12 protein-coding genes and 1 pseudogene are annotated in these 6,987 nt (G+C 57.3%); 9 read left to right on the forward strand and 4 right to left on the reverse strand.

Features of this window, described 5'->3' with window-relative positions; translation table 11 throughout:
- The first annotated feature begins 190 nt into the window (after positions 1-190).
- Both merE and ABNH10_RS03490 read left to right on the forward strand, forming a co-directional pair.
- Positions 191-427 carry a broad-spectrum mercury transporter MerE gene (gene merE, locus ABNH10_RS03485; protein WP_005413392.1) on the forward strand — a complete coding sequence of 79 codons (237 nt, stop codon included), beginning with the start codon at positions 191-193 and terminating at the stop codon, positions 425-427.
- A gap of 132 nt (positions 428-559) precedes the next feature.
- A complete protein-coding gene (locus tag ABNH10_RS03490; RefSeq protein WP_005413391.1) occupies positions 560-763 on the forward strand; it encodes a DUF3330 domain-containing protein in 204 nt (67 codons plus the stop codon).
- A 38-nt stretch (positions 764-801) separates the two neighbouring features.
- Here the strand turns inward: ABNH10_RS03490 and ABNH10_RS03495 are convergent, their stop codons facing one another.
- From ABNH10_RS03495 to ABNH10_RS03505, 3 genes are read right to left on the reverse strand one after another with little or no spacing between them, the layout of a single operon-like run.
- On the reverse strand, positions 802-1,416 hold the full coding sequence (locus tag ABNH10_RS03495; protein ID WP_010981357.1) for a recombinase family protein: 615 nt from the start codon (positions 1,414-1,416) through the stop codon (positions 802-804).
- 60 nt (positions 1,417-1,476) lie between these two features.
- Positions 1,477-1,863 carry a hypothetical protein gene (locus ABNH10_RS03500; RefSeq protein ID WP_427775234.1) on the reverse strand — a complete coding sequence of 129 codons (387 nt, stop codon included), beginning with the start codon at positions 1,861-1,863 and terminating at the stop codon, positions 1,477-1,479.
- Positions 1,864-1,919: 56 nt separating this feature from the next.
- Complete coding sequence (locus ABNH10_RS03505; RefSeq protein ID WP_008295667.1) at positions 1,920-2,309, reverse strand: YkvA family protein; 390 nt, start codon at positions 2,307-2,309, stop codon at positions 1,920-1,922.
- A gap of 554 nt (positions 2,310-2,863) precedes the next feature.
- Here ABNH10_RS03505 and merT (ABNH10_RS03510) point away from each other — a divergent pair.
- From merT (ABNH10_RS03510) to ABNH10_RS03525, 3 genes and pseudogenes are all read left to right on the forward strand, one after another.
- Positions 2,864-3,142: pseudogene (gene merT / locus ABNH10_RS03510) on the forward strand (mercuric ion transporter MerT); the annotation flags it as partial.
- An 18-nt stretch (positions 3,143-3,160) separates the two neighbouring features.
- Positions 3,161-3,439 carry a mercury resistance system periplasmic binding protein MerP gene (gene merP, locus ABNH10_RS03515; protein ID WP_125024960.1) on the forward strand — a complete coding sequence of 93 codons (279 nt, stop codon included), beginning with the start codon at positions 3,161-3,163 and terminating at the stop codon, positions 3,437-3,439.
- Positions 3,440-3,651: 212 nt separating this feature from the next.
- Positions 3,652-4,527 carry a tetratricopeptide repeat protein gene (locus ABNH10_RS03525; RefSeq protein ID WP_427775232.1) on the forward strand — a complete coding sequence of 292 codons (876 nt, stop codon included), beginning with the start codon at positions 3,652-3,654 and terminating at the stop codon, positions 4,525-4,527.
- Positions 4,528-5,145: 618 nt separating this feature from the next.
- Here the strand turns inward: ABNH10_RS03525 and merR are convergent.
- A complete protein-coding gene (gene merR, locus ABNH10_RS03530) occupies positions 5,146-5,574 on the reverse strand; it encodes a mercury resistance transcriptional regulator MerR (RefSeq protein ID WP_015077956.1) in 429 nt (142 codons plus the stop codon).
- Between the two features lie 73 nt (positions 5,575-5,647).
- Here merR and merT (ABNH10_RS03535) point away from each other — a divergent pair, with 73 nt between their 5' ends.
- The 4 genes from merT (ABNH10_RS03535) to ABNH10_RS03550 form a co-directional block, all read left to right on the forward strand.
- Complete coding sequence (gene merT / locus ABNH10_RS03535; RefSeq protein WP_008295676.1) at positions 5,648-6,001, forward strand: mercuric ion transporter MerT; 354 nt, start codon at positions 5,648-5,650, stop codon at positions 5,999-6,001.
- 37 nt (positions 6,002-6,038) lie between these two features.
- On the forward strand, positions 6,039-6,335 hold the full coding sequence (gene merP / locus ABNH10_RS03540; protein ID WP_023659522.1) for a mercury resistance system periplasmic binding protein MerP: 297 nt from the start codon (positions 6,039-6,041) through the stop codon (positions 6,333-6,335).
- A gap of 76 nt (positions 6,336-6,411) precedes the next feature.
- Positions 6,412-6,570 (forward strand): mercury resistance system transport protein MerF, encoded by a 159-nt coding sequence (gene merF, locus ABNH10_RS03545; protein WP_232774866.1) that lies wholly within the window; start codon positions 6,412-6,414, stop codon positions 6,568-6,570.
- A 5-nt stretch (positions 6,571-6,575) separates the two neighbouring features.
- Positions 6,576-6,987, forward strand: a 412-nt coding sequence (locus ABNH10_RS03550; RefSeq protein ID WP_349384766.1) for an FAD-dependent oxidoreductase, incomplete at its 3' end; no start/stop codon positions are given.

Here is a 6,987-nt window from a genome sequence, read left to right on the forward strand (position 1 = left end):
CCATCGGTTACGGACTGCCGGACTTCGCAGAGGAACTCAACTACGGAGTCGATCTATCAACCATCTGAGGGTGGTATCAGATTGATGGGGTGAAGGTGCCCCATCAACCATTAAATCCGTATACCCCCAATCTGGAAGTGCAGTTGGCCGCCATGCCGACCGCGCCGGCACAGCATGCGGAGAGTTTGCCATGAACAGCCCCGAGCGCATGCCGGCCGAGACGCACAAACCGTTCACCGGCTACCTGTGGGGCACGCTGGCCGTGCTGACTTGCCCCTGCCACCTGTCCATCCTCGCTGCCGTGCTGGCCGGCACAACCGCCGGTGCATTCCTTGTCGAGTATTGGGTCATCACGGCGCTCGGTTTGACCGGCCTGTTTCTTCTGTCACTGGCGCGGGCGTTGCGGGCATTCAGGGAAAGATCATGAGCGCTTCCCGGCCGGATGGATGGACTACGGCGGAGGGCCCAAGCGTTCGAGCGCGGGCAAGGCTTTCTGTTCGCAAAGCCGATGCCGGCGGCGGCATTCGCCGTCTTCGTCAGTCAATGGAGGGGTGCCACCATGAATGCAAATGATCCGACCGCCACCAGTTGCTGCGTGTGCTGCAAGGAAATTCCGCTCGATGCCGCCTTCACACCGGAAGGCGCGGAGTACGTCGAGCACTTCTGCGGGCTGGAGTGTTATCAACGTTTCCAGGCGCGGGCCAGCACTGCGACCGAAACGAGCGGCGAACCGAACGCTTGCGGTTCGCCGCCGTCAAATTGAGACAAACCACGCTTTCGCTACGTCGCCTCATGTCGGCATCAAATTCGGCTGAGTAGCTTCTCGCCATCTGGACGTAGCTCGCCCTTGGGTGAAATATGCCGATACAGGGTCTGCCGCGTGATGCCAAGTTCCTGGCACAGGTCGCCGACCTTGGTCTCTGACTGCCCCATTGCCGCCATCGCCAGCCGCAGCTTGGCGGCGGTCATCTTGAACGGCCGGCCGCCTTTCCGGCCGCGTGCCCGTGCTGAGGCCAGGCCCGCCACGGTGCGCTCGGCGATCAACTCGCGCTCGAACTCGGCCAGCGCGGCGAAGATACCGAAGACCAGCTTGCCGGCGGCGGTCGTGGTGTCAATGGCCGCGCCGTGCCCGGTCAGCACCTTGAGGCCGATGCCGCGTCCGGTCAGGTCATGGACGGTATTGATCAGATGGCGCAGGTCGCGCCCGAGCCGATCCAGTTTCCAAACGACCAACGTGTCGCCTGGCCGTAGTGCCTTCAGACAGCTCGCCAGACCGGGACGATCCTCGCGTTTTCCGGACGCTTGGTCTTCATAGAGATGCGCCGGATCAACACCGGCCGCGACCAGCGCATCGCGCTGCAAGTCCGTCGCCTGGGAGCCATCCGCCTTCGATACTCGCATGTAGCCAATCAGCATCTTGTACCTGTCACATATACGTTCGATTATGTGACAGTTTGCATCGGGAAGCTCTGCACGTCAAAATTTGTCACTTAACCCGTCATTCTGTCTAAGGCATGCAAAGGGTAGGCTAGGCTCATAATGTGACAGAAATTCCGGGGGGATGCCTTCCTTCGCGAAGGTGGCGCGCAACTGTTCCAAGGAAGCGGGGTCGCGCCGACCATAGGAAGCCAACGCGAACAGCGAGCGTGCCGTCTCGGGGTTGTGTCGTGCTTCAATGATGGCCTCATCAATGGCCTGGATTGCACGCTGCCAGTGATCGACGGGTTCGGGCTTCGGCGCTTTCGCCGGCAGGCCACTGGTGAACCCGGTTTGGGGCTCGGACCAGAATAGCTTTGCGTGCTCGCCTGGCGGGCTTATATGAGGGTCGGCAACGATTCTGACGAAATCCTCCAAAAAGCGCATTAACCATCTGTTTTACAAGCCCTAAATTAACTATTTCATCGCGTGCAGACGATGCGTTACCTGCCGTATTCCCACACCCAGTAGCCAAAAGCCGCGGCACATAAAAGCCATGTGCCAATAACGACTGCGGCCGCAACGTGGCTGATCGGCTTGGTTGCCACTTTAGCTGCTTTCGAGCGACTCGCTTCTATCACATTCGATGGCGTCAGCTTGATGACAAGGACGATGCCCAGCGGGACCAAGATAATGTCGTCAAGATAGCCCAGGATCGGTATGAAGTCCGGAATGAGATCAATTGGACTCATGGCGTACGCTGCGATTGCGAGCGCAAGCAGCCGAACGACTATGGGGGTATTCGAGTCTCGCGCCACAAAATAAACCGTCAGCGCATCATGCTGAATGCGTTTTGCCGCAGCTCGCAGCCTGCCAAAGGTCACGGTAGACATCTAAACTTCTCCTTGCGCGATTGGCATTACTCGCAACTCTCAGGGATGATCAGGCCGAGACAATAGCGGGCTATTTAGCCAGGCTTGTTTGTAGTTGTTTCAACTGACCCTGGAGGACAGCTTTTTCCTGCAGTAATTCGCGATTCTGATCGTTGAGGAACTGGTTTCGGTCGTCAGCCGCTGCCACGCGCTCTCTGAGGTCGGAGATCCGCTGCTGGCAGGCCGCGAGATGTTTTTCAGAATCCGTTAGGGCCGCACCAAGCTTCTCCCGGTGTTCGGCGTCGCTATCTCGCTCCAGCTGGAGGCGGTCGACTGTCGCTTCCAGCGTTTCTGTTCGCGTTGCCCATTATGTTATGACGGCCTGGCTCTCTACGTTTACGCCGGCTGCCTTGGCGAAGACGCCGATGGTGAGGTGGTCGAGTGTTTTTTTCATAACGCTTGACTCCGTAGCTGGATACGGAGTTAAGATTATGTCATTCACACATTGATCGAAAGGAGGGTTCCATGTCGGAACCGCGAAGTGGTCGTGCTGCACTTGTCACGGGAGGGCTTGCCGCCTGGGGCCTCTGATTCTAGTAACCCTGGGAATCAGCGGTGCCTGGATCAGCAACCTGGCAGTTTTGGAGCCTTATCGGCCGATCTTCATCGGCGCGGCACTGATAGCGATGTTCTTTGCGTACCGGGGGATCTTCCGTCCGGCACAAGCCTGCAAGCCGGGTGATGTCTGTGCGGTGGGGCGGGTCAAAACCTCGTACAAAGTGCTCTTCTGGGTCGTGGCCACGCTGGTTCTGGTTGCGCTTGGGTTCCCTTATGTCCTGCCACTGTTTTATTGAAACCGGAAGGAAAATGTCATGAAAAAAATCTTAACAGCAATCGTCCTGGCCGCTGGGTTCAGCTCATCCGTTTGGGCCGCTTCGCAAACCGTCACGCTTTTGGTACCCGGCATGACGTGTTCGTCTTGCCCCATCACGGTCAAACACGCGCTGAACAAGGTCGAGGGGGTCAGCGAGGCGCAGGTTAGCTTTGCAACCAAACAGGCTACCGTGACTTTCGACGATACGCTGACTGACGTCGAGGCGCTGACCAAGGCGACTACAGACGCCGGTTATCCATCTGAGCTGAAAGAATAGTCTAAGCCGGCAGCACGCTTGACTAGGCTCGCCATGTATCCAGGCGGCGCCAATTCTGCTCGCGGCGTCTCCACTCGCTTATCGGCGCAGTGGAGGCCATCGCAAACGTGCTAGCCGAGCATGTCTACCGGTCAGATGAATCGTCAGTAGTTACCGCGCCGGACCAATGCCGAAAGGCTGTCGGCCCCCAGTGCGAAAAAAGGAAATTACATATGAGCAAAACAGATCAAGTCACCCTTCAGGTGACGGGCATGACCTGCCCAAGCTGCACGCAACACGTCGAGGCAGCGCTACTGAAGGTATCTGGCGTATCGCATGCCGTTATCGAATACTCGGAGGGCCTTGCTCGTGTTACGGGCACCAGGCCGGACCTGTCAGCCTTGACCGCTGCTGTCCAGGCGTTGGGTTATCAGGCCGCCCCTAAGGAGGTTGTTATGTCTTGTAAAAAACTCGCGGGACGCTTTCCTCGGTCTTCACTGAGAAGCCTGTTGCTCGGTGTTGCAGCATTGAGTTTGTCAAACGCGGTTCTTGCCTATGACTTTTCAAAGCTGGAGACGGCATTTGAAACCTTGTCGCCGGAGACCATTAACAGCTGGGAGCAAAAAGCGCACGCCGATAATGCCCTCGCGCAAAATGTCGTAGGCGTGGCTTACAAGTGTGGCATCGGTGTAAAGCAGGACCATGCAGCGTCGGTCAAATGGTTCCGTATGGCAGCTGAGCAGGGTGAAGCTGATGCTCAGTTCAACCTGGCGCGCCTCTATGGAAGTGAGGTCAACGGGGTTTACAAGAAAGCTCGCGCAGTCCCTGCAAACGATAAAGAAGCGCTCAAGTGGTATCAGCGCTCGGCAGAGCAAGGACATACACAGGCCCAGGTAAAACTGGCGGAGATGTACGCAGATGGAGCGGACAAAGGCCTGCACGTTCAGGGCTTTGTCCTGGCTTATAAATGGCTGAGCCTGGCTGCAGCTGCAGGGGAACCAACGGCGAAAGAACTTATCCAGGTCTATTCGACACGGATGGAGCCCGAGCAGGTGGCTGAGGCCGAGTCGCTTGCGCAAGAATGGTTGAACCAAAAACGCGCTAGTTAAGCGTTGTATTCACGCCGATAGGCAAACAGGAGCGGGCGCATCTTGGTTTTTCCTGTTCTGTAACATCGCCGATACGTCCCGTATCCTGCTTGCCGCCCTAGTAGCCAAGAGGGCCCTTGGTACCAGATATAGCCGGAGCGTTGCCCACACCCAGGCCAACGCCCAGTGGCCGGACAGCAGGCGATCATCGCTCACTGTTACGCATACGATGCTGACTTTAATCACATCGTCAGAGCGCGGCAGGCAGGTCCGTTTCCTATTGATGCGCCCATCTTTGTTCAAAAAAAACTTGATCCCGTAGCCTGGTACGGAGACAGCATCCTCTTTTCTGTCTTCAGCGGCTAGAGACCGCCGCTAGGTAAAAATATCCGAACGCGGGATTTGCATGTACACACAAGGAAAGCGCTGTATTACACCTAGGCACAGTAACCAGAAGTACCTGTCTGGAAGCTTTGAGCGGCTACCTCCCGAGGGGGACTCGCGGCTTCCGATCAAGCTCACGAAGGGGTACGCCGTTTACCAGCATAAAGGAGCCCAAGCGGGTTGGTGAGGTTAGCGTACCTCCCTTCAGCCCTTAATTTTGTGTACGCCTCGTTCACGGACTGTCTTGTTCTTTAATCAGGTAAAAGCCGAGTTTTCAAGCCCATCCTGGAGCGATGTGATTAATGGGCATTCAACATTCCCACGCTGAGCGCAGCATTCCTGCACTAACCCGTCCAGCGCACGCTCGATGCGTCGCAGGCTTGAAATTTTCGCCCGCACACTGGCTAGTTTTTGCTCGCCCAATACCCGTGCTTCATCGCAATGGGTACCGTCCTGCAGTGTCAGCAGCCCTCCGATTTCATCCAGACTGAACCCCAGCCACTGGGCCGTTCGAATAAAGTGCAGGCGGGCCAACGCCTGATCGTCGTAATGGCGGATGCTTCCATAGGGCTTTTCAGGCTCTGCCACTAACCCCCGGCGCTGGTAATAGCGGATGGTTTCCACTCCCATACCGGCGGCTTTGGCCAGGGCTCCAATGGTCATTGAGTGTTGTTTTTTGGACATAGGGGTTGATTCCGTAGCTGACTACGGGAGTAACCTTACCTCAGTCACCCATTTTTAGAAAGGAGCCATCGTAATGTCAGAGTCCAAAAAATCCGGTCGCGGTTCGCTGATCGCAGGAGGGATTGCCGCTGCTCTGGCGTCTGCCTGTTGTCTTGGCCCCCTGGTCTTGATCACGTTGGGCATTTCCGGTGCCTGGGTCGGCAGCCTGGCCGCCCTGGAACCCTATCGGCCCTGGTTCATCGGTGCGGCACTGGTGGCGATGGTCTTTGCCTGGCGCCGGATATATCGACCTGTCGGGGCCTGCCAGCCGGGCGATGTTTGCGCGGTACCGCAAGTGCGCACGGCCTACAAGGTCGTTTTCTGGATCGTCGCGCTGCTCATTCTGACTGCGTTGGCTTTCCCCTTCGTCTTACCGCTGTTTTACTGAAACCTGATCCACTATGTTGACTGAGAGGCACTACACCATGAAAAAGTCCCTGATTGCTGCCGTACTGTTTACGCTGTTCAGCCTGCCTGCCCTGGCTGCGCAACAAACGGTGACCTTGTCCGTTCCAGGCATGACCTGTTCGGCCTGCCCGATTACGGTTAAAGCTGCCCTAAAGCGGGTCGACGGCGTGAGCGCTGTGGATGTCCGATATGAGGAACGTGATGCGACGGTTACCTACGACGATGAGAAAACCTCCGTTGAGGCGCTGACTCAAGCCACGACTAACGCGGGTTACCCGTCCACGTTGAAACAGCCCCAGGCGAAACAGGAGTAACCATGCGAACCCCAAACCTTGTTGCGGGTGAGCATCATTTGCACCGTGCTGGTCGCGCTGTTTCACGCCGATACTGGTGGTTTTGCTAGGAACGTTAGGCCTGGCTGCCCTGACCGGTTATCTCGACTACGTGCTGTTGCCCGCACTGGTCTTATTTATTGGCCTGACCTGTTATGCCGTCTGGCGCAAGAAGAAACACGACGCCTGCTGCGATAGTCCATCAACTAAGGAGTAACATTTATGAGTGACGACAACCTGCACATTGCTGTGATTGGCAGCGGCGGTAGTGCCATGGCTGCCGCCCTGAAGGCGACTGAACGCGGTGCCCGGGTGACACTGATCGAACGCGGCACCATTGGCGGAACCTGCGTCAACATTGGCTGTGTGCCCTCTAAAATCATGATTCGGGCGGCTCACATCGCCCACCTTCGCCAGGAAAGCCCGTTTGATGACGGCCTGAGCGCCCAGGCGCCGGTGGTGAATCGTCCGGCGCTGCTTGCTCAGCAACAGGGACGAGTGGAGGAACTGCGCGAGTCCAAGTACCAGAGCATTCTCAACGACAATGCCGCGATTACCGTCCTCAAGGGCGAGGCGCGGTTCGTGGACGAGCGCACACTGACGGTTACGCTCAACGACGGCGGCGAGCAGACGG

The organism is Alcanivorax sp. (assembly GCF_040119285.1).
Classification (GTDB): domain Bacteria; phylum Pseudomonadota; class Gammaproteobacteria; order Pseudomonadales; family Alcanivoracaceae; genus Alcanivorax.

Bases quoted from the DNA above. Each gene is read 5' to 3' on its own strand.
- merE (WP_005413392.1), top strand. From the start codon at position 191: ATGAACAGCCCCGAGCGCATGCCGGCCGAGACGCACAAACCGTTCACC.
- ABNH10_RS03490 (WP_005413391.1), top strand. From the start codon at position 560: ATGAATGCAAATGATCCGACCGCCACCAGTTGCTGCGTGTGCTGCAAG.
- ABNH10_RS03495 (WP_010981357.1), bottom strand. From the start codon at position 1,416: ATGCTGATTGGCTACATGCGAGTATCGAAGGCGGATGGCTCCCAGGCG.
- ABNH10_RS03500 (WP_427775234.1), bottom strand. From the start codon at position 1,863: ATGCGCTTTTTGGAGGATTTCGTCAGAATCGTTGCCGACCCTCATATA.
- ABNH10_RS03505 (WP_008295667.1), bottom strand. From the start codon at position 2,309: ATGTCTACCGTGACCTTTGGCAGGCTGCGAGCTGCGGCAAAACGCATT.
- merP (WP_125024960.1), top strand. From the start codon at position 3,161: ATGAAAAAAATCTTAACAGCAATCGTCCTGGCCGCTGGGTTCAGCTCA.
- ABNH10_RS03525 (WP_427775232.1), top strand. From the start codon at position 3,652: ATGAGCAAAACAGATCAAGTCACCCTTCAGGTGACGGGCATGACCTGC.
- merR (WP_015077956.1), bottom strand. From the start codon at position 5,574: ATGTCCAAAAAACAACACTCAATGACCATTGGAGCCCTGGCCAAAGCC.
- merT (WP_008295676.1), top strand. From the start codon at position 5,648: ATGTCAGAGTCCAAAAAATCCGGTCGCGGTTCGCTGATCGCAGGAGGG.
- merP (WP_023659522.1), top strand. From the start codon at position 6,039: ATGAAAAAGTCCCTGATTGCTGCCGTACTGTTTACGCTGTTCAGCCTG.